The organism is Acinetobacter pittii, from assembly GCF_022449185.1.
Lineage (GTDB): Bacteria > Pseudomonadota > Gammaproteobacteria > Pseudomonadales > Moraxellaceae > Acinetobacter > Acinetobacter pittii_I.
Genome location: NZ_JAKUKO010000001.1, coordinates 1,270,186 through 1,296,104 on the forward strand (window position 1 = coordinate 1,270,186; position 25,919 = coordinate 1,296,104).

At 38.2% G+C, this 25,919-nt stretch carries 23 protein-coding genes; 16 read left to right on the forward strand and 7 right to left on the reverse strand.

All coding sequences use genetic code 11. From position 1 onward, the window contains the following. Positions 1 to 5: 5 nt before the first annotated feature. The gene (locus MKX14_RS05930; protein ID WP_240281993.1) at positions 6 to 527 is read right to left on the reverse strand and encodes a DUF962 domain-containing protein; all 522 of its coding nucleotides are present in this window, start codon (positions 525 to 527) and stop codon (positions 6 to 8) included. Between the two features lie 92 nt (positions 528 to 619). Here MKX14_RS05930 and ntcA point away from each other — a divergent pair, with 92 nt between their 5' ends. Together ntcA and MKX14_RS05940 are read left to right on the forward strand one after the other, a co-directional pair. Next, positions 620 to 1,327 carry a Crp/Fnr family transcriptional regulator gene (gene ntcA / locus MKX14_RS05935; protein WP_240282030.1) on the forward strand — a complete coding sequence of 236 codons (708 nt, stop codon included), beginning with the start codon at positions 620 to 622 and terminating at the stop codon, positions 1,325 to 1,327. A gap of 170 nt (positions 1,328 to 1,497) precedes the next feature. Next, positions 1,498 to 1,833 carry a hypothetical protein gene (locus MKX14_RS05940; RefSeq protein ID WP_240281994.1) on the forward strand — a complete coding sequence of 112 codons (336 nt, stop codon included), beginning with the start codon at positions 1,498 to 1,500 and terminating at the stop codon, positions 1,831 to 1,833. A 74-nt stretch (positions 1,834 to 1,907) separates the two neighbouring features. Here the strand turns inward: MKX14_RS05940 and MKX14_RS05945 are convergent, their stop codons facing one another. After that, a complete protein-coding gene (locus tag MKX14_RS05945; protein ID WP_025469827.1) occupies positions 1,908 to 2,378 on the reverse strand; it encodes a hypothetical protein in 471 nt (156 codons plus the stop codon). Positions 2,379 to 2,499: 121 nt separating this feature from the next. Between MKX14_RS05945 and MKX14_RS05950 the strand changes: the two genes are divergently transcribed. From MKX14_RS05950 to dapC, 6 genes are all read left to right on the forward strand, one after another. Beyond that, entirely contained in the window at positions 2,500 to 3,222 is a 723-nt protein-coding gene (locus MKX14_RS05950; RefSeq protein WP_063098679.1) for an AzlC family ABC transporter permease, read from the forward strand. 1 nt (position 3,223) lies between these two features. Next, positions 3,224 to 3,565, forward strand: coding sequence for an L-valine transporter subunit YgaH (gene ygaH, locus MKX14_RS05955; protein WP_002133404.1), 342 nt, complete (start codon positions 3,224 to 3,226; stop codon positions 3,563 to 3,565). Positions 3,566 to 3,696: 131 nt separating this feature from the next. After that, a complete protein-coding gene (locus MKX14_RS05960; protein WP_057076080.1) occupies positions 3,697 to 4,086 on the forward strand; it encodes a tautomerase family protein in 390 nt (129 codons plus the stop codon). Between the two features lie 101 nt (positions 4,087 to 4,187). Next, positions 4,188 to 5,405 (forward strand): formate-dependent phosphoribosylglycinamide formyltransferase, encoded by a 1,218-nt coding sequence (purT, locus tag MKX14_RS05965; protein ID WP_240281995.1) that lies wholly within the window; start codon positions 4,188 to 4,190, stop codon positions 5,403 to 5,405. A 27-nt stretch (positions 5,406 to 5,432) separates the two neighbouring features. Beyond that, positions 5,433 to 8,096 (forward strand): [protein-PII] uridylyltransferase, encoded by a 2,664-nt coding sequence (glnD, locus tag MKX14_RS05970; protein WP_000608323.1) that lies wholly within the window; start codon positions 5,433 to 5,435, stop codon positions 8,094 to 8,096. Between the two features lie 25 nt (positions 8,097 to 8,121). Further along, the gene (dapC, locus tag MKX14_RS05975) at positions 8,122 to 9,291 is read left to right on the forward strand and encodes a succinyldiaminopimelate transaminase (RefSeq protein WP_240282031.1); all 1,170 of its coding nucleotides are present in this window, start codon (positions 8,122 to 8,124) and stop codon (positions 9,289 to 9,291) included. A 54-nt stretch (positions 9,292 to 9,345) separates the two neighbouring features. On the opposite strand, the gene MKX14_RS05980 is transcribed toward dapC, so the two are convergent. The 4 genes from MKX14_RS05980 to msrB all read right to left on the reverse strand — a co-directional run bounded on the left by MKX14_RS05980 (position 9,346) and on the right by msrB (position 11,789). Further along, the gene (locus MKX14_RS05980) at positions 9,346 to 9,978 is read right to left on the reverse strand and encodes a LysE family translocator (RefSeq protein WP_240281996.1); all 633 of its coding nucleotides are present in this window, start codon (positions 9,976 to 9,978) and stop codon (positions 9,346 to 9,348) included. A 64-nt stretch (positions 9,979 to 10,042) separates the two neighbouring features. Further along, entirely contained in the window at positions 10,043 to 10,879 is an 837-nt protein-coding gene (locus MKX14_RS05985) for an AraC family transcriptional regulator (protein ID WP_240281997.1), read from the reverse strand. Positions 10,880 to 10,887: 8 nt separating this feature from the next. After that, positions 10,888 to 11,373, reverse strand: coding sequence for a glutathione peroxidase (gene gpo / locus MKX14_RS05990; RefSeq protein WP_002114194.1), 486 nt, complete (start codon positions 11,371 to 11,373; stop codon positions 10,888 to 10,890). Next, a complete protein-coding gene (gene msrB / locus MKX14_RS05995; protein WP_002114184.1) occupies positions 11,370 to 11,789 on the reverse strand; it encodes a peptide-methionine (R)-S-oxide reductase MsrB in 420 nt (139 codons plus the stop codon). The genes gpo and msrB overlap by 4 nt, the downstream gene beginning before the upstream one ends. 239 nt (positions 11,790 to 12,028) lie before the next feature. Here msrB and MKX14_RS06000 point away from each other — a divergent pair, with 239 nt between their 5' ends. From MKX14_RS06000 to MKX14_RS06035, 8 genes are all read left to right on the forward strand, one after another. After that, positions 12,029 to 13,459: a pyridoxal phosphate-dependent aminotransferase gene (locus MKX14_RS06000; protein ID WP_014206525.1), complete on the forward strand. Its 1,431-nt coding sequence runs from the start codon at positions 12,029 to 12,031 to the stop codon at positions 13,457 to 13,459. 475 nt (positions 13,460 to 13,934) lie between these two features. Next, entirely contained in the window at positions 13,935 to 15,242 is a 1,308-nt protein-coding gene (locus MKX14_RS06005) for a dicarboxylate/amino acid:cation symporter (protein ID WP_133480453.1), read from the forward strand. A 661-nt stretch (positions 15,243 to 15,903) separates the two neighbouring features. Further along, the gene (gene aspQ / locus MKX14_RS06010; RefSeq protein ID WP_108010297.1) at positions 15,904 to 16,971 is read left to right on the forward strand and encodes a type II asparaginase; all 1,068 of its coding nucleotides are present in this window, start codon (positions 15,904 to 15,906) and stop codon (positions 16,969 to 16,971) included. A 198-nt stretch (positions 16,972 to 17,169) separates the two neighbouring features. Next, positions 17,170 to 20,733 (forward strand): DNA polymerase III subunit alpha, encoded by a 3,564-nt coding sequence (dnaE, locus tag MKX14_RS06015; protein WP_240281998.1) that lies wholly within the window; start codon positions 17,170 to 17,172, stop codon positions 20,731 to 20,733. Between the two features lie 14 nt (positions 20,734 to 20,747). Further along, a complete protein-coding gene (gene trmJ / locus MKX14_RS06020; RefSeq protein ID WP_068565901.1) occupies positions 20,748 to 21,587 on the forward strand; it encodes an RNA methyltransferase in 840 nt (279 codons plus the stop codon). Next, positions 21,580 to 22,392, forward strand: a complete 813-nt coding sequence (gene cysE, locus MKX14_RS06025) for a serine O-acetyltransferase (protein WP_014206521.1) — start codon at positions 21,580 to 21,582, stop codon at positions 22,390 to 22,392. Before trmJ ends, cysE begins: the two co-directional genes overlap by 8 nt. A 105-nt stretch (positions 22,393 to 22,497) precedes the next feature. Beyond that, entirely contained in the window at positions 22,498 to 23,436 is a 939-nt protein-coding gene (locus MKX14_RS06030) for an ABUW_2363 family tetratricopeptide repeat lipoprotein (RefSeq protein ID WP_240281999.1), read from the forward strand. Between the two features lie 116 nt (positions 23,437 to 23,552). Next, positions 23,553 to 25,559 (forward strand): esterase/lipase family protein, encoded by a 2,007-nt coding sequence (locus MKX14_RS06035; protein WP_240282000.1) that lies wholly within the window; start codon positions 23,553 to 23,555, stop codon positions 25,557 to 25,559. Positions 25,560 to 25,613: 54 nt separating this feature from the next. Here MKX14_RS06035 and MKX14_RS06040 read toward each other — a convergent pair. Beyond that, positions 25,614 to 25,919: FAD-dependent oxidoreductase (locus tag MKX14_RS06040; protein WP_240282001.1), on the reverse strand; the 306-nt coding region annotated here is incomplete at its 5' end.

The following is a 25,919-nucleotide window of genomic DNA, read 5'->3' on the forward strand; positions in this document are numbered from 1 at the left end:
TATATTTAATGACTTAAATCCATCGTCTCTCGTTTACTACGCGCCTCTTGTAAAATACGCTCATGCAGGGACTTTCTAAAACCTAGCATAAAAATAAATTCTGCCAATACAAATAATGGTCCTATCGCAAGTCCAATTACGTCATCAACAAAAGCTGGTTTTTTCTTTTCAAAATAATGTCCCACAAACTGAAAGACCCAACCCACCACAAAGAAACCAATACTTGCCGCTAACCATTCTCCAAAAGATAACTGTGCAATTTGGCTCGTCAGTGGATACACAGCAGCTAAAAGAACGAGCATGAGTAAGCCAAATACTTTATCTAAAATAAAATAATAGATCGTACTAGCTGCAATCAGGACTATGGGTAAAGTCAGTTTAAAACTACCAATATCGACTCCAGCTCTTGCGGTTAAACACAAAATTGAAAACACGATGAGCGGAATACCGATAAAGTGCGTCAAAATATTTTTATGATTTAAGTGGTAAGCCGCATATTTGCTAAGCTCTTGCTCCAGATTTGACATGAGTTATTCCCTATTCACTTACATATAGTCATACTGTACATATAAGGAAAACTTAAAGTTGTCAGCTATTTGACAAAGTAATGAATTTTTTCATGGATGACCGAATATTGGACCTAATTTATATTAATCGACTAAAAGAAAACACATGGTTTAGTGTGCTTCCAGAAACATTCCAAAATTTTATTTTAGAACATGGCAAGCAAATCACCTTTGAGAAAAATAGCTATGTTTTCCATGCTCAAGATCTATTTGATGGCATTTATACCGTACTTGAAGGCTCAATTAGCTTAGGTTATGTCGATGTAAATGGTAATGAAGCACTTTCTGCTATTGCTGAGCCAATTATGTGGTTTGGTGAAATATCGCTGATTGATCATGAACCGCGCTCACACGATGCGATTGCCTTGAAAAAAAGCACAGTTCTACATATTCCTGCAAAACCATTAAATGATCTACTCAAGGAAAATCCATATTATTGGTATTTTTTCGCACGTTTAACCAGTCAAAAACTTAGATACGTTTTCTTAGAACAGATTGCGATACAAACACGCAGTATTTCTCAACGGCTTGCTCAGCGTCTTCTATTCATTTTAGAAGGATATGGGAATCATATTCTTATTCAAGATCGTCAAATTCATATTTCTCAAGAACAGTTGGCAAATATGCTGACCACATCTAGACAGACGATCAATCATGAGCTGAGCCTGCTCGAAAAACAGAAAATCATCAGAATTGCTTTTAGAAAAATTGAGATTCTAGATATTGAGAAATTGAAAATAGTTGCTCAAGCGCAATCCTAATTTTTTAAAAGCGGCTAAATAATAAAAACTTAAAATTAAATTAAAAATTAGATAACACTGCAAAACAACACATTGTTCAAACTCTATTTCCACAAAATAAATGTGTTAAAGCAAATATTTTCACCCTACACTCAAACTGAGCAATAATACTCAACAAGGCGCTGATTAACATGAAAAAATTATCAACAATTCTTACAGCAGGCGTATTGGCTATGTTAAGTGTTTCGGCATTTGCATGTCCAAAAGGGACTCAACTACAAGGCGGTACAGGACCGAATCACAAAGGTGGAAAATGTGTAGCGGTACATGGAAAAGCTACCGCTCAAAAAGCCAAGAAAGAGGCAACTAAAACTAAACAGGATTTTAAAAAAGACTTAAGCATTCAAAAACATGATGCAATGAACAGCGCGACACATGCTCAACATGAATCACAGCAAATGACTCATCAAATGAAACAAGATGCTGTGAAAACTGCAAACACCGCTAAAGCTGCCACGAAACCGTAATTCACATTCACTCATTATCGTTTAAAAGCAAAAAAAGCGAGATTGATCATCTCGCTTTTTTACATTCATTAGTTTTATTTTGGCGAAGTATTTCCAAGATTTGGCGTATCGATCGCATCCTTACATTGAGCCTTATCTCGCTCATAGTCCGCTTGCTTTTGGGCAACTGAACTGTTGTTTTCTAGTGTTTCGCGTGCCCATATATCTAAACTTGTCAGGGCCTTACGACAGAGTGCATATTTCCCTTCTGTCACTGAATCCGTCATTTTTACATTAATGCGCCAGTCTGTACTCAATTGGCGTAAAGGTTTACGAACTTTGTCATCAATTTGGCTGAGTTGTTTTTCATAAACTAAATGCTCAACCGTATTAATCAATGTCCATGCTTTTTGAGCATAAACAGTTGCATCATTGGTTAGTTTCGGTGCTGGCTTAATTTCTACTTTTTTTTCTGCACCCTGATTACCATTATCACAGCCCTGCAATGTAAAAATACCTGCACTTATCATGGCGATATAAACTAAACGAATCTTTGCCTTGAACATATCAAACTGCCGATTAAACATTTCGGCACTATGCTATTAAATTCGGCTACAATACTCAATCTTTCAAGTATTTTTATCATTTGGTTTATTGCCAAGGTGTATTGTGTCTGAACAACAATTGATGCCTGCCCAAACAGCAACTTTTTGGCAAGGCGCCAAAGATAGCCAAGCTATCGTACTCACTTATTTACCCGTTTCTTTTGCCTTTGGCGTTTCTGCATCTCAGTTTGGTTTTACACCATGGGAAGCCTTTTTTCTATCTTGTTCAATGTATGCCGGCGCTAGCCAATTTTTGGTTGTTGCGCTTTTAGCTAGCGGTTCATCCATTTGGCTAACAGCATTAACAGTCATTGCACTAGATATTCGCCATGTCCTTTATGGACCTGCTCTATACAACCTGATTCCAAACAAATTAAATCTTAAGAAAACGGCGGTATGGGCTTGGGGCTTAACGGATGAAGTTTTTGCCAGTGGAATGATCCAACTTTCACAGCGCAGACAACAATGGTCCGAGTCTTGGATGCTTGGCCTAAGTCTATTTAGTTGGATGGCTTGGGCAAGTGGCTCTTTGTTAGGCGGATTATTTGCCGATCAAGTAGCTCATTTACCAAAGTTTTTACAAGCAGCTTTAGACTTCTTATTACCTGCTTTATTTTTAAGTTTTTTATTAGCGGCATTTGAGCGAAAGCATAGCCTTGTAGTTGCTGTATCTTTAGTAGTTTCAGCTTTGGCGTGTTATTGGATTAACTTATCAGCCGCTATTTTTATAGGTATTTTTTCAGGCATTTTAGCTGGTCTATTTAAACATTATGTGCTGAAACAGCATGATGAGGTTGAGGCTTAATATGAACCTAGAAATTATTCTGGTCGGTATTATTGTGGGTATAGCCAATTTTGCTTCACGCTTTGGACCTTTTTTCGTAATACAAAAATTACAGGGTTCACAGCAAAGACGTGGCTCAATCTGGATCAAAATTGCCTTAGGAAGTATTGGAATATCTGCAATTAGTGCCATGCTTGTAGTTGCTACCCTTCCACCTCTCCTTGAAACTCCCAATAAGAGTTTCGCAATGCTTATCGGTTTTTTAGTTTTAGCAGGTCTTTATTTTAAATTTAAGAAAATCGTACCAGCAACTTTAACTGCCGCAATTGTTTATGGTCTGATCTATACTTATTTACCTTTATAAATAGATAAACTTATCTTCCTTATATAAAATAAAACCTAGCCAGAAGTGTTTAAGATTAAAACTTCTGGCTTGGAAAATTTAATTTTTGAATTGATTAAAAAGATAACCTTAGCTACTTAATAGAGATAAAAATGTCACAAGTTAAAATTTATGCAAATGAACAAACCATTATGCAGTACCGAGAATTGCTTTCTCATGCAATCCATCAGGCGCTTATTGAAGAACTGAAATATCCTGTTGAGAAGAAGTTTCAACGTTTTATTAGCCTTAAACCAGGAAATTTCATTTACCCTTCTGACAGAAGCCAGCATTACATTATTATTGAACTTTCAATGTTTGCAGGCCGCAGTGCAGCCACTAAAAAGCAGCTTATTCAAACCTTATTCCGTAATATTCAAGAACAATGCAAAATTTCTCCACAAGACATTGAAATTACTATTTTTGAAACACCTAAAGAAAATTGGGGCATCCGTGGTAAAAATGCGGATGAATTGCTTTTAAACTATCAGGTTAATATCTAAAAACCACTTTTTTAATTGTTCGACAAAATTACTTTTTTATGCATGATAAGGCTTAACTCCACCATAAGTTCTGCTATGCTTAAAAAAATAATTTTGTCAGGATGATTCGCATGAGCGTGACACTCGGTACCCCACTTCAATCTTCTGCATTTAAAGTTTTATTGTTAGGTTCAGGAGAGCTTGGCAAAGAAGTTGTAATTTCCTTACAACGCCTTGGTGTAGAAGTACATGCAGCCGACCGTTATGATCACGCACCAGCAATGCAAGTTGCACATTTTTCTTATGTATTAAACATGGCAGATCCTGCCCAATTAAAACAACTCATCGAGAAAATTAAACCAAATTTAATTGTTCCAGAAATTGAAGCAATTGCGACAGAAGTTTTACTTGAAATTGAAGCGAGCAAAACAGCAACTGTCATCCCTTCTGCTAAAGCTGTAAACCTCACAATGAACCGTGAAGGCATCCGCCGTCTTGCGGCTGAAGAACTTGGCCTACCTACTTCTGCATATCGCTTTGCTGATACGCTCGAAAGCTTCCGTGCTGCTTGCGATGATATTGGTTATCCAAACTTTGTAAAACCGGTCATGTCTTCTTCAGGTAAAGGTCAGTCTCGTGTAAAAAGTTTCGATGAAGTCGATGCTGCATGGGAATATGCAATGCAAGGTGGCCGTGTTAACCAAGGCACAGTCATTATTGAATCTCAAATTGATTTTGATTTTGAAATTACATTACTTACCGTTCGTGCTAAAAACCCTGAAACTGGTGAAATCGAAACTCATTATTGTGACCCAATTGGTCACTGCCAAGATGCCGGTGATTATGTAGAAAGCTGGCAACCTCAACCAATGAGTGCGGCGGCACTCGAAGAAGCAAAACGTATTGCGAATAAAGTGACAACTGCACTTGGTGGCTGTGGTATTTTTGGTGTAGAACTGTTTATTAAAGGCGACAAGGTGTGGTTCAGTGAAGTCTCACCTCGCCCACACGATACAGGACTCGTAACTTTAGCATCTCAGTTTCAAAGTGAATTTGAACTGCATGCACGTGCAATTTTAGGTTTACCTGTAAACACAGCACGCCACAGTGTTGCAGCAAGTGCAGTAATTTATGCTGGAGTTGATTCCAGCAATTTAAGTTATAGCAATCTCAATGTAGCTTTAACACACCCAGACACCGATTTACGCCTGTTTGGCAAACCAGAAGGTTTCAAACGTCGTCGTATGGGTGTAGCAACCGCTCGTGCTGAAAATACTGATCTTGCTCGTACTTTAGCGAAAGAAACCGCTGATCAAGTAAGCGTTCAAACAAACTCTTAATTTTTACTTATTGGTAGACCCATTTTCATGATCAATATATCGCCATTGTTGAACTATGTCTCAAGTCATCATGATATTAAAGCCATTAATCAGTGGCGAACGGATGTAGAAAAACAGTTGCAAGATTCATATGAAAATGGGCAATCTATTCGTGAAATCATTAAAGCCCGTTCAGATTTAGTAGATGAAGCACTGATCTTTTTATGGAAACATGCTGAACTCGATCAGACAGAACTGGGCCTTTTTGCTGTAGGCGGTTATGGGCGCCGTGAAATGTTGCCCTATTCCGATGTCGATATCATGATCCTATCGGAGCATGAAATTAACGAAGAAAACGAAAAACGTATCTCTACATTTATTTCTTCTTTATGGGACGTTGGAAACTTTAAACCTGGCATTAGTGTTCGCACGATTCAAAGCTGTGTTGAACAGGCCGCTACCGATTTAACCGTTGCAACAACTTTAATTGAGGCGCGGTTAATTACTGGCAATAGTCAGCTTGCGAAATGGCCTCGCCGTATTGTTTCGCAGACATGGACAGATAAAACATTTTATGACGCAAAAATGGCCGAACAAGCCAAGCGTTATCACCAACACAACAATACTGAAAGTAATTTAGAACCCGACATTAAAAATGCACCGGGCGGTATCCGTGACATTAACCAAATTGGCTGGATTGCCAAACGGCATTTTCGCGTAAACCGTATTTATGACTTAGTGCATTTAGGTTTCATTTCAGAGTTTGAATTGGCAGTTTTAGAAGAAGCTGAAAGTTTTCTTTGGGAAATTCGACATCATTTACACCGTTTAGCTAAACGTGATGAAAACCGTTTACTCTTTGATCATCAAAGGGAAATTGCCGCCAAATTTGGATATGTGCGTCAAGAAGGCCAACCTGTAAATTATGGTGTTGAGCAGTTCATGAAACGCTACTATCGTACGGCGCAGCAAGTTTCAACACTCAATGAAATGTTGCTGGCGTATTTTAGCGAGTCAGTGATTACTCCTCGACTCCCCAACTATGAACGCAAAATTGAAGTTGTTAACGATCACTTTAAAATTGTCGATAATAAACTTGCCGTACAGCATCATAAAATATTCGCCGAGCATCCAAGCGCAATTTTAGAATTGTTCTATATTCTAGCCAATCGACCAGATATTGAAGGTATTCGCGCTCGGACTTTACGCTTACTTATTCTTGCCGCAAAACGAATCAACCAAAGTTATCGCGATAATCCAGAGCATCAAGCACTGTTTATGTCGATTATTCGTTCACCATATCGTTTATACGATACCTTGGTTGCGATGAAACGTTATGGGGTTTTAGGAAACTATATTCCTGCTTTTGGCCAAATTATGGGCCTTATGCAATATGACCTATTCCATATCTATACGGTCGATGCTCATACATTATTATTGCTGCGTAATTTAAATCGTTTTAGAGAACCTGAATTTGCCAAAGAATTCCCTGTAGTAAGTTCAGTTTTCCAACGTCTTGCTCGTCAAGATATTGTCTTTATTGCTGCTTTATTCCATGACATTGCAAAAGGTCGCGGTGGTGACCACAGCGAACTCGGCGCAGAAGATGCAATTGAGTTTGGCCGTGCACATGGCTTTACAGAACGTGAATGCAAATTAATTGCATGGCTTATTCAAAACCATTTGCTCATGTCACTCACAGCTCAGAAAAAAGATATTTCCGATCCAGATGTCGTGAAAGATTTTGCAGAAAAACTGGGCGATATGGAGCATCTTGATTATCTATATACCTTAACGGTTGCCGATATTAACGCGACAAATCCAAAACTATGGAACACATGGCGCGCTTCTCTCATGCGTCAACTTTATACGCATGCCCGTGATGTAATCCGTACAGGTTTAGGGCGTCCTGTTGACTACCAAATGCTGATTGAAGACACCAAGTTTGCAGCAAGTGAATTATTGGTAAATAACTTTGCATTGGCAGATGTCGAAAAAGTATGGCAAGAACTAGGTGATGAATACTTCATTAAAGAATCAGCAGATGAAATTGCGTGGCATACACAAGCAATTTTAAAACACGGTGATAATCCAGAGCCATTAGTCCTCTTGCGTGCTCACCGTAAAGCAGCTCAAGATGCGGTGCAAATCTTTATTTATACGCGCGATCAACCTAACCTATTTGCCACGACTGTTGCCGTTTTAGACCGAATGAACTTAGACGTTCAGGACGCAAAAATTATCACGGCAAGTACAGCATTTAGCTTAGACACTTATGTTGTACTTGATCGTTTCGGGACATTGCTTACCGACCCAGAACGTGAAGAAACCGTTAAAAACGCATTAGTGAAGGCGCTTAGCCAACCAGACCAGTACCCGGGACTCATGCAACGTCGTATTCCACGTCAATTACGTCACTTCGATATTGAAAATACAGTCGACGTAACATTAAATGAAGCCTTACAGCAAAATATGGTCGAAATTTCAACACTCGATCACCCCGGCCTACTTGCACGCGTGGGTGGTTTATTTATGATGCAAGGTTTAGACATCCATTCAGCCCGAATCGCAACTTTAGGTGAACGTGCCGAAGATATTTTCTTTGTCACCAAAAAAGATGGCAAACCGCTGAATCACGAAGAGGTCAAACTCTTCTCGGAAAAACTGAAAGCTGCATTAGATGAAGCATCTAATCAAATTTGTCAGCACTGAAACTCAACTACTTGGTAACCGTTTAATGAACTCTAGCTTGTCGTTATTACACCCGTATCCATTTGAAAAGTTAAACCAACTTTTTAAGGATACTACTCCTGCTAACCTTCCCTTGATTCCTCTATCAATTGGCGAACCTAAGCATCCAGCACCAGAGTTTGTTAAACAGGCTATTATTGATAACTTTAACCATTTATCAACTTATCCAAATAGTAAAGGCTTACCAGAGCTGCGCCAAAGCATTGCAGATTGGTTAACTAAGCGCTTTAAACTTAACAACATTAGTGCTGAAAACCACATCTTGCCTGTCTCTGGTACACGTGAAGGCATTTTCTCTTTTGTACAGGCATTAATTAATCGTGAAGATGCACCTTATGTGGTGATGCCAAATCCGTTTTATCAAATTTATGAAGGTGCGGCTTTACTTGCGGGTGCAAAGCCGTACTTCATTAATTGCACAGAAGAAAATGGCTATTTAGGTGATTTTGATGCTGTACCAGCAGAAGTTTGGGAAAAGACAGCCCTTCTTTTTGTATGTACACCGGGTAACCCAACAGGTACTGTGCTTTCTAAAGAACAATTTAAAAAGCTAATTGCCTTATCTGATCAATATAATTTTGTTATTGCTTCTGATGAATGCTATTCAGAGCTTTGGTTTGATCAAGCACCTACTGGTCTATTAGAAGTTTGTGCTGAGCTTGGTCGTGATGACTACAAAAACTGTATCGTATTTCATTCACTTTCAAAACGCTCAAACTTGCCCGGTTTGCGCTCAGGTTTTGTAGCGGGTGATGCCGATCTGTTAAAGCCATATTTGCAATACCGCACATATCACGGCGCTGCAATGCCAGTACAACACCAGCTTGCTTCAATCGCAGCGTGGAACGATGAAAACCATGTTGAAGAAAACCGTAAGCAATATCGTGCAAAATTTGATTTATTCCAATCTGAGCTAGGCCATCTGCTCCCACTACAAAAACCTGATGCTGGTTTTTATTACTGGTTAAAAGTAGATAATGATGAAACTTTTGCCAAAATGCTGATGGAAAAAGCACATATTAAAGTTTTACCGGGCCGTTACCTATCTCGTGATACCGAACAAGGTAACCCTGGTGCCAACCATGTGCGTATGGCTTTAGTAGCAGATTTGGCAAAATGTGAAGAAGTCGTTAAACGTTTAAAAGCGATTCTTTAAACCCAGCAAAATTGCATAGCTTTCAGTATTATTTAGGAGGCTATGCAATCTTCATTAACTATAGACAACCAATAACACTGCGAAAAAAATGAAAGCCAGACTAGAGCAATAATATATTCCTCTAGCAGAACGTTTAATCTGTGCTAATACCCGCTCTTGACGCAATAAACGAATTAATAATAAATTCCAGCCAAAAACCACTCCTGTCATCCATATACTCATTAGTAATTTTTGAAATAAGCTAAATTCCTGTTGAACTAGTAGCATTAAACTACTATAAAACATAATATTTTTAGGATTAAGAAGACTGGATTGCAAACCCAAAGCTAAGCTTTTAACTTTACTCTTATAACTAGACTCTTGTTCAACCAAACTATTTTCAGTAACAGTAATATTAAAGTTTGTTCCTTGAGTGGCTCTAAAACAAAGAAAGCTCAAATAAGCTAAATATCCAGCCCCGAGCCATTTAAGCACTAAAAGAATCGTTGTACTTAAATTGCCAAGCACCATAAATCCGAATATACACACCATTAAGATAAGAGCATTACCCAAAGTAATTCCGAGAATAACGCCATAGGTATAACGCGCTCCTTTTTGCAAAAGACTGGTCAGAATAAGAAAAAAATCTGGTCCCGGAGATAGTAGTGCTAAAAAGTGAGTAAAGGCGATAACCAAAAAAACTTCCATAACGATTTCATCTTTAAAATTGTATGGAGTAGCTTAAAAATAGAGAAAAATCATTTCTTGTAAATTATTGCGCGGCTGCAAGTTGAAACTGCCGAGGAGTAATTCCTGTATGTGCTTTAAAAGCTTTATGAAAATGACTTTGATCACTAAAGCCTAAATTGACAGCTAGCTCTGCGAGTGAAATCCCTTGCTTTAATTGAGCTCTGGCCTGATTAATCTTTAAATTAATTTGAAATGCATGTGGAGTTAAACCAACATTGGCCTTGAATAAACGAATGATTGCATATCGACTAAGACCAACCTGCTCTGCAAGCTCTTCAAGAGAAATAAATTGTTCTGACGATTTAATAATATGAATTAAGTCCAAAAAATCTTCATATAAATATTCAGTTTTTTGTATTTCTTCTAATACGAAATGAGGGAGTAACAGCTGAGTAAGGCAATAGATCAGCGACTGTTCTTTTTCAATAATTAATCTTTCAGGATCAAATAAAGTTTCATTCATATCAGAAAAAGCCTGATATAAAGTTTCTTCTTTTATTATGAGCGGCTTATGCTGAGGCAGATGCAAATTCAGACCTTGCTCTCGAAATTCTGAATACAGCTGATTTAACCACCTTATATCCAAATGTAGCATCTGGTAGCTCCAAGCCTGATCTGGCAAAGGGTTACATGAATGCTCAATATGTGCGGGTACGATCACCAAAGTACCAGCATCAATCTTTTGGGGCGTACCAAATGAACTTTGAAAAACGCTATTCCCCTCGTCTATAGCCCCGATAGAAAACGTTGGATGACTATGAGACTTATAGCATGTTCGGCTAAAACAGGATCTTCTGGTTTCAACATACGGCATTCGCCCATCTTGCCAAAACTCAAAAGCTTGAGGAATAGCGTTCATTTAATCGATTAACTCGCTAATGCTTTTTCAATATCAGCTTCTAAAGCTTCTGGCTTAGTCGTAGGTGCATAGCGATTTAAAACAGCACCATCTTTGCCTACCAAAAATTTGGTAAAGTTCCATTTAATGCTACTACTACCTAAAATACCTTTAGCTTCACGTGTTAAATATCTAAAAATTACATGGGCTTCTGGGCCTTTTACATCAACTTTAGCAAACATGGGAAATTTCACCCCATAGTTACGCTGACAGAAGCTACCAATTTCTTTATTGCTTCCTGGATCTTGCCCACCAAACTGGTTGCAGGGAAAACCTAAAACTTCTAATCCTTGATCTTTATATTTTTCATAAAGTTTTTCGAGGCCAGCAAATTGTGGTGTAAAACCACATTTACTGGCAGTGTTTACAATTAGTAAAACTTTACCTTTGTAATCAGCCAATTGCTTAACTTCACCCTCTAACAGCTCAGCTTCAAACTGATAAATATTACTCATGGATAGGTTTCCTCATCATTTTTTTCTTCTGTTTTCAGTTGTAATGATGCCGAGTTTACACAGTAGCGCAAACCAGTCGGCTGTGGTCCATCTTCAAATACATGCCCTAAATGAGCTTCGCAATCATGACAAACTATTTCAGTTCTGACCATACCATGCGTTAAATCTTCATGTTCATCAATGACAGCACCATTGATCGGACGGAAGAAACTTGGCCAACCGCAACCGCTATCATATTTGGTATCTGATGAGAACAACTCTGCGCCGCAGCAACGGCAAACATAGGTACCATGTTGCTTAGTATTCCAGTATTGCCCCGTAAATGCAGGTTCAGTGCCCTTTTGTCGTGTAATCCGATACTCTTCTGGTGATAACTCTCTTTGCCATTCCCGGTCTGTTTTATTGACTTTTCCCATGACATACACCTTTTATTCTGAAGTAAACATTTCTGATGATCGAGTTTTATATTTACGCCATTCATCACAAAAACACTAGTCTCTGAACGTAAAATTTGTTGGAATTTAAACATATAAAGAACAAAAAGCAAAAAGTAAGCAAAATAGAAAATCAAAAGTAAGCAAATTTATTACCAATCTTCTTTAAAGCAAGCAAACATAGTGCTATTCTAAATGCGCACGGTTGTATAGGACAGAACATGTCTCAGAAAAAAAGTGTGGTTTTCCAACAACTACTACCAATTATCAAACAATATCAACAATCGGGTTTTACCCATGAAAAAATTGTTGAACTATTGAAAGATCAACATGATCTAAATTTGGTAACAGTTAAAACGTTTAAAAGTTATTTATACCGATATGCAAAAGTGAATCCCGTTATGTCTAAAAATACTGCTACCATCCATTCCATGCCATCTACTCGAGAAATCAAAAAATCATCGAAGCTTGAGCATGTTTGTTATGACATCCGTGGGCCAGTTTTACGAGCCGCCAATGAAATGGAAGAGCAAGGACATAAAATCATTAAGCTGAATATCGGCAACCCTGCTCCATTTGGTTTTGAAGCGCCACAAGAAATTATTAATGATGTTGCTTTAAACTTACCAAATGCAATTGGTTATGTTGACTCAAAAGGTATCTTCCCTGCTCGTAAAGCAATTTGTCAGTATTACCAGCAAAAAGGAATTCTCAATATGCATGTCAATGACGTGTATATTGGTAATGGCGTATCTGAACTCATCGTAATGGCTATGCAAGGCCTATTAGATGACGGAGACGAAATGCTGATTCCAATGCCGGACTATCCGCTTTGGACAGCAGCAGTTAATCTTTCAGGCGGCACAGCAATTCATTATAAATGTGATGAAGAAAATAGCTGGTATCCAGATATTGCTGATATTGAAAGTAAGATTACTCCGAATACTCGCGGTATTGTCATCATTAACCCGAACAATCCTACGGGTTCGGTATATCCACGCCACATTCTTGAACAGATTGTAGCGATTGCAAAAAAATATGATCTAATTTTATTTGCTGATGAAATTTACGACAAAATTATTTATGACGGTATTGAACATGTTTCAGTAGCATCATTAGCTGGCGACCAGCTTTGTGTATCTTTTAATGGTTTATCAAAAGCTTATCGTATTGCAGGCTTCCGTTCAGGTTGGATGGCAATTACGGGTGATAAAAGCCGTGCTGCTGACTATATCGAAGGATTAGACATGTTGGCATCAATGCGCCTATGTGCAAACGTTCAAGCTCAATATGCGATTCAAACTGCCCTAGGCGGTTATCAATCAATTAATGACTTGATTCGTCCTGGTGGCCGTTTATATGAACAGCGTAATATTGCTTGGGAAATGCTTAATGAAATTCCAGGCGTAAGTTGTGTAAAACCAGATGGAGCAATGTACTGTTTCCCGCGCCTTGACCCGAACATCTACCCAATTGAAGATGATGAAAAGTTAATGCTTGATTTGCTACGTGCAGAAAAAGTTTTATTGGTACAAGGTACAGGCTTCAACTGGCCAACACCTGATCATTTCCGCGTGGTTTTCTTACCTGCTGAAAATGAATTACGTGAAGCTATTACCCGTCTAGGTCGTTTCTTAGCCAATCGTCGTTAAAAAAATGCATAACAAAAAAGGCATCTCTAAATAGGTGCCTTTTTTATAATTCTATTTTATTCATTTTTATAAAAGAAGAATCTCCCAACCACACAACCACCTTATCTCCACAGAATAAATAATTAAAATTTAAGTAATTTTTATTAGATTTACACTTATTTCAACTATTAAAATTAGTTAATTTTTTGATTTATATATTTTTTACCATACGTTTAAAATCACTTGATTCTCTTAAATCTACTCAAACTATATTATGCAAAAAATGCATGGATCAATATTTTTTTGCATTTCACACCGCATCAAAATCGAGCAACAATCCATCTCCATAACAACATCACCATATTCGATTCGGTTAAAACAGATACAGATCTTGGAAGATAACATCGTTAGAACGACCGAACTGAACTAACAAGGAAAGCTTTCAATCATCCAAATCCCATCAAAGGATGATTGAATCAAATGGATAGAGGTTCATATGAAGCAAAAGAAATTGCTCAAGTATATTGTTGTTGCTATTTTACTTGGCATACTGACGGGTTGGATTTGTCACCACTTTTTTAATGAGGGTGAACAATTGAAGCAAATCGCTTCTTATCTCAACATACCTACAGATATCTTTTTACGCCTTATCAAAATGATTATTGCTCCATTGGTATTTGCCACTATTGTTTCAGGCATTGTATCAATGGGCAAATCTACATCAATCGGCAGTATCACCCTTAAATCAATGACTTGGTTTATTACTGCTTCGTTCGTATCGCTTGCTATCGGTATGGGTTTGGCAAACTTTTTCCAACCTGGCGCAGCTTTAGATTTAGTATTACCAACTGCACAACAACTGAGTAGCTCTTCTGCTCCAGCGACTACAGGCTTCACTCTACAATCATTTTTAAGCCATGTTTTCCCACGCAGTATTGCTGAAGCAATGGCAAACAATGATATCTTACAAGTCCTTGTTTTTTCTATTTTCTTTGGCTCAGCCCTTGCTTTTGTAAACCAAGGCAAAGAAAAAGATTCGGTTATCATTCGTTTAACTGATGAACTCAGCAAAATCATGTTCCGTATTACTGATTACGTCATGATGTTTGCACCTGTTGCAGTATTTGCAGCAATCGCTTCAGCAATTACAGTACAAGGTTTAGGCTTGATTGTTGACTATGGCATTTTAATCGCAGAGTTTTACTTCGGTCTTTTATTACTATGGATCATCTTATTCTCTGTAGGTGCAATCGTACTTAAAAAAGATATTTTCCGCTTAGGTAAATTAATTCGTGAACCTGTAACGCTTGCTTTTGCTACAGCTTCAAGTGAATCAGCTTACCCTAAAGTAATGGATGCCCTAAATAAATTTGGTGTACCTAAAAAAGTAACAAGCTTTGTATTACCTTTAGGTTATTCATTCAACCTTGATGGTTCAATGATGTACACCACATTTGCAGTACTCTTTATTGCTCAGGCCTACAATATTGATCTTAGTTTCACTCAACAAATCTTAATTTTGTTAACGCTAATGGTGACAAGTAAAGGTATTGCAGGTGTTTCACGAGCTTCTATTGTAGTTATTTCAGCGACGCTCACTATGTTCCATTTACCTGAAGCTGGCATCCTTTTACTACTCGGCATCGATCAGTTCCTTGATATGGGCCGTACTGCAACAAACGTAGTAGGAAACAGTATTGCTACCGCAGTTGTTGCCAAGCTTGAAGGCGATAAGGTGACCGATACTGAAGAACTACCAGAGCCAGCATTGATTAAATCAACTCAAGAACAAACAACTGCTTAAGTTTCTCTTTTCTCCCACTCTCCCAACTTAAGAGCAATTTTATACGACCTTATAAAATTGCTCTTTTTTTTAATTTAAAATTAAATGATAAAGACTCACCAATATTTTTATACTAAATAATAAGTTTTAACTACTATTAAATTTTTTCAAATAAAACCTTAAAAACAGAATAAAAATCCTCCAAACAAAATTAATATTCTTAAGAATAAACACCAATTGATTAAATTTTAATTCACTTTACTATAACCAAATTAATGAAATTATTATTCAACTTCGAACAGAGAATTTAAAATCATTTTTATATTAAATTATAACAATAAAAATCAAACACATAAAAATATTAAATAGTAAAAAAGTACTTAAACACACCTATTATTTTTTTATTTTATAAAGATAAAAAAACATTTGGTTTATTTATATTAAAAAGTAAACAAATTAAGATAAATTAGAAAAACTTAATAGATTTTTTATTTTACTTATGTTATTAATTAACGCTAAATAAAAGCAATGACTAAGCAATTGTTGATGAAACAAAATGCTATTCAAGGATGCTTCTTATTCAAACAAGTTATGAATATGTTTTACATAGAATGTATTTTGCTTAGGAAAAGCAGACATATTCAATGAACTTTTACTTCGTCACTTCATAAGGATATTTTCGATGTTGACTAAAACTGTTAAATCTTTAGGTTTAGCGATGGGCTTATTAGCCTGCTCTCTCCCACTTTATGCAAAAAATAATGTTGTTGTTGTTGCGACTGGCGGCACTATCGCTGGTGCTGGTGCAAGCTCGGCAAATAGTGCAACTTATACTGCTGCAAAAGTTCCTGTTGATACGCTAATTAACGCAGTTCCACAAATCAAAGATTTGGCAAACGTAACTGGTATCCAAGCATTACAAATCGCTTCTGAAAGTATTACTGACAAGGAATTATTGGAAATTGCTCGTCAAGTTAATGAGCTTGTTAAAAAGCCATCTGTTAATGGTGTTGTAATTACACACGGTACAGATACTTTAGAAGAAACAGCATTTTTCTTAAATTTAGTTGTTCATACTGATAAACCGATTGTACTTGTTGGCTCAATGCGCCCTTCAACTGCTCTTTCAGCGGATGGTCCACTTAACCTTTACAGTGCAGTTGCTTTAGCAGCTTCAGATGATGCAAAAAATAAAGGGGTTATGGTTCTCATGAACGACTCTATTTTTGCTGCACGTGATGTAACTAAAGGCATTAACATTCATACAAATGCTTTTGTTAGCCAATGGGGCGCTTTAGGTACATTAGTTGAAGGCAAACCATACTGGTTCAGACAGTCTGTAAAGCGTCATACGAATGCGTCAGAATTTAATATTGAAAATATTAAAGGCGATGCACTTCCAACTGTACAGATCGTTTATGGTTCGGACTCTATGCTTCCAGATGCATATGAAGCATATGCAAAAGCTGGTGTTAAAGCGATTATTAATGCAGGTACTGGTAACGGTTCTGTACCAAAATATATCGTACCAACCTTACAAAATCTTCACGACAAAAACGGTATTCAAGTTATCCGTTCATCACGTGTCGCACAAGGTTTCGTATTACGTGATGCAGAACAACCTGACTCTAAATATGGCTGGGTAGCAGCACATGATTTAAACCCTCAAAAAGCGCGTCTTCTTGCAGCTTTAGCTCTTACTAAAACTAATGACACGAAAGAAATTCAGCGCATGTTCTGGCAGTACTAAGTTTTTCAACCAGCCCAAACACAAAGTTTGGGTTGGTCCTATTTCTTAAAAATAAGCTCTTTTATATTAAATCTGTACAATAGATATTCAAATCATTCTTCTTAAATAATAAAATCCTTAACAGTTTGCCAAAATATTAAGCATTTCGTTTTAACTTTGCGTGCTAAACTATGCTGCAGTCGTATTAAGGATTGGTTTATGCAGTTTGTTCATCTCGGTATTTATACAGAATTTTCGATTACAGAGTCGATAGTTCGCATACCTGACTTGGTCAACGCTGCGGTTAAAGACCAAATGCCTGCGCTGGCATTAACCGATCTATCAAACCTCCATGCAGCAGTAAAATTCTATAACTCTTGTTTAAAAAAAGGAATTAAACCGCTTTTAGGTAGCACAATTCGCCTTGACGATGCTCAACATCGTGCAACTTTACTTGCAATGAGTAATGTAGGCTGGAAAAGTCTAACCGAAATCGTTTCACGCGGTTTTATTGAAGGGCAACAACTTAGTATTCCATGTGTACAAAAAGAATGGGTACTTGAACAACATCAAGATATTATTGTTTTACTTGGCCAACATAGTGATGTGGGTCAGATGCTTTGCTCATCTAATCCTCAAAAAGCAGCTCCACTTTTAGAAGCATGGATCGAAAAATTTGGTAACCGTGTTTATCTGGCTTTAACACGTACCGATCGTCCCGGTGAAGAAGACTTTATTCAAGAAGCCGCTAAACTTGCTGCCCAATATAATATCGGTGTAGTTGCGCATAATGATGTGCACTTTGTAGAAAAAGAAGATTTTGAGGCTCACGAAGCCCGTGTTTGTATTGCTGATGGCTATGTATTAGCAGATGATCGTCGTCCACGCTTATATAGTCCTGAGCAACATTTTAAAACCTCGAACGAAATGATTGAGTTGTTTTCAGATATCCCAAGTGCTATCGAAAACACCTACAATATAGCAAAACGCTGTAATGTTAGCCTACAACTAGGCACCTACTTTTTACCTGACTATCCAATTCCAGATGGCTTTACCATCGACACCTACTTTGAGCATTTGTCAAAAGTAGGTTTAGAAGAACGTTTAGATTATCTCTACCCTGTCGAAAAACGTGGTGAAGACTGGCCTGAGATTCGTAAACCTTACGATGAACGAATTGATTACGAAGTCGGCATTATCCTCAAAATGGGATTCCCGGGTTATTTCCTTATTGTCATGGACTTCATCCAGTGGGCAAAAAATAATGGCGTTCCTGTAGGACCTGGCCGTGGTTCAGGTGCGGGTTCACTCGTTGCATATAGCTTAAAAATTACCGACCTTGATCCTCTTCGTTACGATCTACTTTTCGAACGTTTCTTAAACCCAGAACGTGTCTCGATGCCCGACTTTGACGTCGACTTCTGTATTGCCGGACGTGACCGCGTCATTGATTATGTTTCACGTACTTATGGCCGTGAAGCCGTGTCGCAAATTGCAACTTTCGGTACGATGGCGGCAAAAGGTGCAATTCGCGACGTTGCCCGTGTATTAGGTAAATCTTACGGTTTAGCTGACCGTATCTCAAAAATGGTACCTACTAAACCGCTCGGTGTGGACTTAGCCACTGCTATCGAGATGGAACCTCAGCTTAAAGATATCGTTACCAATCCATCTAACCCAGATAATGATGATGCGAGTGAAATCTGGGAAATGGCTTTAAAATTGGAAGGTATCACTCGAAATACTGGTAAACATGCCGGCGGTGTTGTTATTGCACCAGGTAAGATTACCGATTTCTCGGCTGTGCTTTGTGATGAAGATGGAACTAGCCGTGTTGCTCAATATGATAAAGACGATGTAGAAGCAGCAGGTCTCGTCAAATTCGACTTCTTGGGTTTACGTAACTTAACCGTTATTGAAGACGCAATTCAAAATATTAATAAAAATCGCGATAGTAATGATCCGCTCATTATTTCGCATGTTCCACTTGATGATGCTAAAGCATATTCTGTCTTTGCCGATGCAAATACAACAGCGGTATTCCAGTTTGAATCCGTCGGCATGAAACGAATGCTCAAAGAAGCACGTCCAAGTAAATTTGAAGAGATTATTGCGTTCGTATCATTGTACCGTCCTGGTCCAATGGATCTTATTCCTGACTTTATTCACCGTATGCATGGTGGAGATTTTGAATATCTTCACCCACTTCTTGAAGGTGTATTAGAGCCAACTTACGGGATTATGGTTTACCAAGAACAGGTGATGCAGACCGCACAGATCTGTGCGGGTTATACGCTCGGTGGCGCGGACTTACTACGTCGTGCAATGGGCAAAAAGAAACCTGAGGAGATGGTTAAGCAGCGCCAAATTTTCTTGGCAGGTGCTGCAGAAAAAGGGATTGATGAAAGTACAGCCAACCATATCTTTGACTATATGGAAAAGTTCGCAGGCTATGGTTTCAACAAATCTCACGCCGCAGCTTATGCCCTCGTTGCCTACCATACTGCATGGTTAAAAGCACATTATCCTGCTGAGTTTATGGCAGCAGTAATGTCATCGGAAATGCAGAACACCGACAGTGTTGTATTTTTAATTGATGACTGCCGAAATAATGGCCTAGAAGTTTTACCACCATCAGTCAATATGTCGACTTATCATTTCCATGCGAGCGATGATAAAACTATTGTGTATGGTTTAGGTGCAATTAAAGGCGTTGGCGAACAAGCGATGCAGTCAGTTATTGACTCTCGTCGACAATTTGGTCCTTATACAGATCTATTCGATTTTTGCCATCGTATTGATTTGAAGAAAATCAATAAGCGTACTCTTGAAGCTTTAATTCGTGCAGGTGCACTCGATTGCTTAGGAATTGAACGCGCAAGCTTAATGGCTCAATTGCCTGAAGCTGTTCAAGCCGCTGAACAAGCTCGAAGTAACCGTGAAAGCGGAATTATGGATTTATTTGGTGAGGTTGAAGAAGTTCAGCGTAAGCCAGCTAAACCTGTTAAACCGTGGAGTGACGAGGTTCGCTTAAAAGGCGAAAAAGACACGCTTGGGTTATATTTAACGGGCCATCCAATTGATGTTTACCGCCAAGAGCTTAAAGCTTTTATTCCGGTAAAACTTAATGAAATTACGGCTACACGTCGTGGTGTTACAACCGTGTATGCAGGTTTAGTCATTGACGTCGCAAACTTCCCAAATCGGGTAGTTATTGTACTAGATGACGGTACAGCTCGTATTGAAGTAAGTTGCAACCATGAACGTTTCCAACGTTTTAAAGATATTATCCAAGTTGAGCGTGTTGTCGTCTTTGAAGGCGAAATATATGAAAGAGAAGGCTTTGAACGTCCAATGGGCCGTTTAACTAAGGCTTTTACTTTAAATGAAATACGACAAAAACGTGCTAATAGCATTCAGATCAAATTAACAGAAGAGTTTATGCAAGCCACTTTGGCAAAAGATTTACAAAATATCATCTTGCCATTTTGCAATGTAGATATGCATCAACATATCACTCTACAGCTACAGATAGATCAACCTTATGCTCAAGCTGAGCTTCAACTTGGTCCGCAATGGAAAGTTGCTCCTCTCGATGAATTACTTGCTAAACTCAGAGATTATTTTGGTAAAGATAATATTTATATTGAATATCAAGTAAAGTCGAAAGCAGCTAAAGCAGCAGAACCTGCTCGTCCGCAAACAGTTGCTTCCCCTCCAGCGGACATGACTATGGACGATGCATTGGATTTATACCAAAGCGAAGTTTCTCAATATTCGTAATTTCTGGAAATCTTATGAGTTCGTTTGATTACAACACTGTGTCAAAACAATTAGCACAAGTGCGTATTGTCATGGTGAACACTACCTTGCCTGCCAATATTGGCAGTGCGTTACGTGCTATGAAAACAATGGGGCTAATTAAATTAGTTCTTGTTGCGCCTAAAACATATCCCCACCCAGACATACAAGCGCTTGCAGCTGGTGCCCAAGATTTATTTGAACATCTTGAGATTGTCGATACTTTAGAAGATGCTATTAAAGATTGCCATTTAGTATTTGGAACAAGTGCACGTAGCCGTACTATTCCTTGGCCTTTACTTGACGTGCGACCTGCTGCCAAAGAAGCTATTCAGGCCACTACTCAAGGACAACAAATTGCGATTGTTTTTGGCCGTGAAGATCGTGGTTTAACCAACGAAGAATTAGCACTAGCAAATTATCATTTAACGATTCCAGTCAATCCAGACTATGGCGTATTAAATGTTGCGCAAGCGATTCAAGTCGTATGTTACGAGCTTCGCATGTCTGCTCTAGAACAACAAAACGTGGATCAAGATGCAGAAGAAATGCCATTAGTCCAAGGCCAAAGCATGCAATGGGATGAGCCTTTGGTTACTCAGCAACAAATGGAAGAGTTTTATCCTCATTTAGAGAAAATGCTGACTGAAATTGAATTTTTAGATCCAGATAATCCACGTTTGTTACCTTTACGCTTGCGTCGTTTATTTGGTCGTATACAATTAGATCGTATGGAATATCATTTACTTCGCGGTATTTTTAGTCGAGTACAAGCCCTAACCAGTGGTAAATGGAAAAAGACATTATCTGACAAGGAGGATCAACCCAATGCTTAAACAGCTGAAAGAAGATATAAAGGCTGTATTTGCGCGAGATCCTGCTGCCCGCAATACTCTCGAAGTTCTCACGACCTACCCAGGCATTCATGCGATTATGATGCATCGTGTTGCTCATGAATTATGGCAAAAAGATTGTAAAGGTGCTGCTCGCCTTCTTTCTTCATTTAGTCGTTTTGCAACAGGCATTGAAATTCACCCAGGTGCCAAAATCGGTAAACGTTTTTTTATTGATCATGGCATGGGTGTTGTGATTGGTGAAACTGCTGAAATTGGCGATGATGTTACGCTTTATCATGGTGTTACCCTAGGTGGAACAACATGGAAGACCGGCAAACGTCACCCAACTTTAGAAGATGGTGTGGTGGTTGGTGCAGGTGCAAAAATTTTAGGTCCATTTACCATAGGCAAAGGCGCTAAAGTCGGTTCAAATGCTGTGGTGACTAAAGCTGTTCCTGCTGGCGTGACCGCTGTAGGAAACCCTGCTCGCTATATTTATAAAGATGCACCCGACAAGAATAAAGATGAAGAACGTCGCCGTGATTATGCGCAAAGTATTGGTTTCGCTCCATATGCGACAACTGCTGATCAGTCAGACCCTATTTTAGAAGGTATGCGCGTTTTACTTGATCGTATTCAGCATAATGAAACGCGTATGAATAATTTATGCCAACGTTTATCAGAGCTAGACCCGAGCTTCAAAAAAGAAAGTCAGGATGAACAGCCTTTTAGTGATGAAGAACTAAAAATTATTGAAGAAGTTCGTCGTGAATGCGGTGCGCAAGATAAGACATCAAAAACGTAATATTCTTGATTCATACTGTAACACGCTTACCCTTGCATGTCTGTTTAGCTTTTTCTAGACTTACCTGTACCAAATCTGACTTTACTAAAATGAACGGAAGATCCTATGAATTTTAAGCCTTTGGCATATATAATCCTTGCGACCTCAAGTTTAACCGCTTGTACAATGGCCTCCCTAAAAGAACAAAAAATTGAGCCTTTTGTTTTCAAGGAACCAGAGCTTACTCCTCCTTTTTATGCGCTAAACCCTTTTAACTATGATCAGCCACCAGCATTTGAAGTTGCATTAAAAGACGCTGCTGCACAGCCTGTAACGAAAATGGTCGTTAATCGTCAAGATGACCCAACTAAACAGCTTACTCTCGACGTCAATAAGCTGATCGTTCCGACTGTCAATAATTCACAACGTTCAATGAAATATGCAGTTTTAGCTGGTGAGAATGAAATTGACGTAACGTCTATTGATGACTTTTTGCAGTTAGTAGAAGGCAAAGCACGTCACTATCCACCTCGCTTTACCGACCGTCAAGAACGTAAAGGCTTTGAAAGTAAACTTAAAGAAGTAACACAACAACTTGATACACTTGCTGCAAATCCAAACGCATCATTTGATATTTTAATTCGTGCTTTTAAAGCAAGTGTTCTTGCACGTAACCTTGATTTAGGTACTGTTCATACCACTAAATCTTTAGAATATGCTCAAAGACTTTTAAAAATTAATCCAAATGATGCCGAAACAAATTTCTGGTTCGGTTTTGGTTTATCTGAAGGTGGCGGTCAACGTGAAGCGATTCCATACTTAGACAAAGCCATTAAAGGTAATGTTCAAGAAGCATATTTAGCTGCTGCAAATAACTATATTGCGATGGAGCAAAAGAAAAACGCAATCCAGACGCTGAAGAACTATAAAGTTAAATATCCAGATGAAGCAGAAATTGCTGACCGTTTAATTCAAGAAATTGAAAAACAAGGTCGTTGGAACGTATGGCAAGTTTTAACTAATCCAGCAATGTCAGCAACTACCCCTGCTGCATCTAAAAAATAAACTTAATTCTATAAAAAAGGGCTGTTTTGACAGCCCTTTTTTATATTTGATCATTTGAAAAATATTTTAAAATTTGTATGATCTACCTACCATTGAGCCACTATATTTTGACCATAATGTTTTCAATAAAAAGAAGCAAAACACTGTTGAAGGTCATACTACTCGGTTCAATTCTGAGTGGTTGTCAGGTCGTAAATGTTAAACAGCAAGCTTTGAATGTAACGATTGCAAATGAACGTAATAGTATTCTTACCCAAGATAAACTCAGCGAAGCGAGTCTGAATGTTTTATCAATGTCTGGTCAGGAAGCTAAAGTTTGTACAGATACACCTGAAACCTGTGTAAATCAACTCAAAAACCTTCCTCAAATTTTAGATGAACAGTTCTTATCAGCAGCAAGCGAGATGTATCTCGCAAAAGCAATGGCTTTATCAGATACGTCTGACTGTAAAGTAAGTAGATTTACTAAACATAAATCTGAAGAAGAACAAAAGAATATTCTGAATAGATATGATGATTGCTTAGACCAGCAATTGAGTCTATTAGATAAAAGTATTCGCTATAGCTATGCATATCTATTTTCAACAAAACGTAAGCCTAACGACCGTATTTTTGATAATAGACAAGTTCAAATTCGCGATTTCTATAATCAAGCAATCGCCAAAATGGTCGGTGTTTATGACTTAAGACATCCAAAGAAAAATGTTGTTGAACCACAAATTCATATTGGTAAAAGTATTTATTCAATCGATTTTGAATTTCATAAACAATTAACTGGCCAAAAACTAGAAAAATTAATTTCAAGTTATAATCTGAATTTTTCAGGTTTAAGAACCATTAACCGCCGCGATGGTTTTGGCTCAGAATTTGTGGCTGTTTTTCCGAGTTCAGGAAATGAAGATATTAATGAATATATTCTAGACCCGCTTAAATATAATTATAAAAATGGTGTTAATCCAAATATTCATCATGCACGCTACTTGGCTGCGACTATTGTAGCTGAACCTAAACACGCGACCACCGTCGAAGAAATCATTAATAATCCAGAATTCGTGATTCGAGTTTATGACCCATATCGGACAGATAATATTAATGTAGCGGGGAAACAATATCCTCTAGCTGCTAACTTTTCTGCGCCTTACGGTCTATGGTTGGCCGAAAATAATTTAGGGGTCGCAGCTTATTTAACTCTGATTGACCGCGATCAGCATTTAACTATGCCGCATCTCTATATGCTTGAACCTTATAATCCGAACAAAAAAATTATCGTGTTGGTACATGGTTTAGCAAGTAGCCCCGAGGCATGGATTGCACTGACCAATGATGTTATGGGTGATACGGTTTTAAGAGACAATTACCAAGTTTGGCAAGTTTTCTATTCGACCAACATGCCAATTTTGGAAAGTCGTTTTCAGATTTATGCATTGCTTAAACAAGCTTTTAGTTCATTAAAACCAAGTGATCCTGCCGCACATGATGCTGTTCTTGTTGGACATAGTATGGGAGGTATTATCAGCCGTTTATTGGTCAGTGATGGAGATATTACTAAACCTGCTCTAGAGTTGATGACAATCCGTCAGCAAAACCGCTTTAAAAAACATCCAATGGTTACTGAACGATTGCAAATGCATTCAATCAATAATTTTGATCGCGCAATTTTCTTGGCTTCCCCTCATCGCGGTACAGATTATGCGGATCGTTGGTTTACCTTGGCAGCACGTAAAATCATTCGTTTACCCGGTGCATTCTTATCAGCTGTAGCGACTTCACTAACAACCGAAAATTTAGATGTTAAAGATTTCTTGAGTAATATTGATAATGGTTTGATTCAAAATGGACCAAGTGATCTAAGTCATCAATCTAAATTTATGGAGCTGACTAAAAATATTAATCCACATCAAGGATTAGTTTTCCATTCAATTATGGGAAATATTACTAAGAGTGATGATCCAAATTTGATTACCGATGGCATCGTTCCGTACAAAAGTGCTCACTTAGATGGAGCAAAGTCTGAGAAAGTTCTTCCAGGTGGTCATTCAATTCAACTGACACCGCAAGCTGTATTAGAGTTACGTCGTATTTTACGAGAACATTTAGTCGAACATGGTTTATATAAACCATGAAAATAAAAAAGAGCCAAAGGATATCCTTTGGCTCTTTCTTTTTGGACTTAAATTTTACTGCCCAGAACGGATGATGTAATCAAACGCAGAGAGCGATGCTTTAGCACCTTCACCTGTAGCAATAATGATTTGCTTGTAAGGTACAGTGGTACAGTCACCCGCAGCAAATACACCTTGCACATTGGTTTCGTTGCGGTCATTGACAATAATCTCGCCACGGTTGGTTAACTCAACTTCACTGTCTTTCAAGAAGTCAGTATTTGGCAGTAAACCAATCTGTACAAAGATACCTGTAAGCTCGACTACATGCTCTTCATCAGTCGCACGGTCTTTATATTTAAGACCAGTCACTTGTGATCC

What these genes read in the sequence shown, in the direction of transcription:
- MKX14_RS05930 (WP_240281993.1), bottom strand. Translation starts at nt 527, where the DNA reads ATGTCAAATCTGGAGCAAGAGCTTAGCAAATATGCGGCTTACCACTTA.
- ntcA (WP_240282030.1), top strand. Translation starts at nt 620, where the DNA reads ATGGATGACCGAATATTGGACCTAATTTATATTAATCGACTAAAAGAA.
- MKX14_RS05940 (WP_240281994.1), top strand. Translation starts at nt 1,498, where the DNA reads ATGAAAAAATTATCAACAATTCTTACAGCAGGCGTATTGGCTATGTTA.
- MKX14_RS05945 (WP_025469827.1), bottom strand. Translation starts at nt 2,378, where the DNA reads ATGTTCAAGGCAAAGATTCGTTTAGTTTATATCGCCATGATAAGTGCA.
- MKX14_RS05950 (WP_063098679.1), top strand. Translation starts at nt 2,500, where the DNA reads ATGCCTGCCCAAACAGCAACTTTTTGGCAAGGCGCCAAAGATAGCCAA.
- ygaH (WP_002133404.1), top strand. Translation starts at nt 3,224, where the DNA reads ATGAACCTAGAAATTATTCTGGTCGGTATTATTGTGGGTATAGCCAAT.
- MKX14_RS05960 (WP_057076080.1), top strand. Translation starts at nt 3,697, where the DNA reads ATGTCACAAGTTAAAATTTATGCAAATGAACAAACCATTATGCAGTAC.
- purT (WP_240281995.1), top strand. Translation starts at nt 4,188, where the DNA reads ATGATTCGCATGAGCGTGACACTCGGTACCCCACTTCAATCTTCTGCA.
- glnD (WP_000608323.1), top strand. Translation starts at nt 5,433, where the DNA reads ATGATCAATATATCGCCATTGTTGAACTATGTCTCAAGTCATCATGAT.
- dapC (WP_240282031.1), top strand. Translation starts at nt 8,122, where the DNA reads ATGAACTCTAGCTTGTCGTTATTACACCCGTATCCATTTGAAAAGTTA.
- MKX14_RS05980 (WP_240281996.1), bottom strand. Translation starts at nt 9,978, where the DNA reads ATGGAAGTTTTTTTGGTTATCGCCTTTACTCACTTTTTAGCACTACTA.
- MKX14_RS05985 (WP_240281997.1), bottom strand. Translation starts at nt 10,879, where the DNA reads ATGAACGCTATTCCTCAAGCTTTTGAGTTTTGGCAAGATGGGCGAATG.
- gpo (WP_002114194.1), bottom strand. Translation starts at nt 11,373, where the DNA reads ATGAGTAATATTTATCAGTTTGAAGCTGAGCTGTTAGAGGGTGAAGTT.
- msrB (WP_002114184.1), bottom strand. Translation starts at nt 11,789, where the DNA reads ATGGGAAAAGTCAATAAAACAGACCGGGAATGGCAAAGAGAGTTATCA.
- MKX14_RS06000 (WP_014206525.1), top strand. Translation starts at nt 12,029, where the DNA reads ATGTCTCAGAAAAAAAGTGTGGTTTTCCAACAACTACTACCAATTATC.
- MKX14_RS06005 (WP_133480453.1), top strand. Translation starts at nt 13,935, where the DNA reads ATGAAGCAAAAGAAATTGCTCAAGTATATTGTTGTTGCTATTTTACTT.
- aspQ (WP_108010297.1), top strand. Translation starts at nt 15,904, where the DNA reads ATGTTGACTAAAACTGTTAAATCTTTAGGTTTAGCGATGGGCTTATTA.
- dnaE (WP_240281998.1), top strand. Translation starts at nt 17,170, where the DNA reads ATGCAGTTTGTTCATCTCGGTATTTATACAGAATTTTCGATTACAGAG.
- trmJ (WP_068565901.1), top strand. Translation starts at nt 20,748, where the DNA reads ATGAGTTCGTTTGATTACAACACTGTGTCAAAACAATTAGCACAAGTG.
- cysE (WP_014206521.1), top strand. Translation starts at nt 21,580, where the DNA reads ATGCTTAAACAGCTGAAAGAAGATATAAAGGCTGTATTTGCGCGAGAT.
- MKX14_RS06030 (WP_240281999.1), top strand. Translation starts at nt 22,498, where the DNA reads ATGAATTTTAAGCCTTTGGCATATATAATCCTTGCGACCTCAAGTTTA.
- MKX14_RS06035 (WP_240282000.1), top strand. Translation starts at nt 23,553, where the DNA reads ATGTTTTCAATAAAAAGAAGCAAAACACTGTTGAAGGTCATACTACTC.